The 991-nt window shown below is 64.8% G+C and carries 1 pseudogene; it reads left to right on the top strand.

The window, feature by feature from the left end:
• The first annotated feature begins 117 nt into the window (after positions 1–117).
• Positions 118–868 (top strand): annotated as a pseudogene (locus tag A33M_RS23380) (IS5 family transposase).
• Positions 869–991 lie beyond the last annotated feature (123 nt).

Raw genomic sequence — 991 nt, 5'->3', positions numbered from 1 at the left:
CGCGCACTACAAGTCTCGCGGATTCAAATATCCGCAACTGTAGTACTAGAGCCCAGACCCATAAAAATGTCGGCTGCGTGAGCGGCTCGTGATTCACGGTCTCCGGGAGGAGCCGTGATGAATCGAGATCCGTTCTGGCCGACCGAGGCGCAGTTCGAGCGCATCCGTCCGCATCTGCCGGCCGACACGCGTGGCAAGGCGCGGGTGGACGATCGCCGGGTGATCAGCGGCATCGTGCATGTGCTGAAATCGGGCGGTCGACGGGTCGATGCCCCGGCGGCGTACGGCCCCCGGAAGACGCTCTACAATCGCTATGTGCGGTGGGCCGAGAAGGGCATCTGGAAGAACCTCTTCCATGCTCTGGCCAGTGCGGGTGGCCCGGCCGAGCAGGTCCCGATCGACAGCTCCGCGGTCGAGGCGCATCGCTCGGCGACCGGCGGGAAAGGGGGGAGCGGACGCAGGTGATCGGTCATTCGCGGGGTGGTCGCACGACCGAGATCCACGCGCTGACCGACCGCGACTGCAGGCCCATCGCCTTCCTGCTCACCGGCGGCAACGTCGCCGATTGTACGGCCGGCCACGGCCTCCCGAAGCAGTTGCCGACGCCCGCATCCTGCACGCCGACAAGGGCTACGACTCGAACGCCATCCGCCGTCAGGTCGAGGCCAACGGCACCATGCCGAACATCCCACCGAAGGTGAACCGGCGCTGGAAGAGTACCTTCTCGCGGGTCCTCTACCGCAACCGCAACGCCATCGAACGCATGTTCTGCAGGCTGAAAGATTTCCGCCGTGTGGCCACCAGGTACGACCGGCTCGCCGTCAATTTCCTGGCCGCGGTCCATATCGCCGCGACCGTCTGCTACTGATTATGAGTCTGAGCCGTACAAGATGGCGATGGACTGGGGCGCCGACATGGCGAACTGGTCGATGTTCACGCCGTGTGAAGTGGACCCCGAGGCGAGGACCACTGGCGTGGCGTTTTTAGTTGG

Source organism: Rhodovulum sp. PH10, assembly GCF_000293785.1.
GTDB lineage: Bacteria > Pseudomonadota > Alphaproteobacteria > Rhizobiales > Xanthobacteraceae > Rhodoplanes.
Note: the sequence above shows the minus strand (reverse complement) of the source record. Positions and strands in the feature narration are given on the sequence as shown.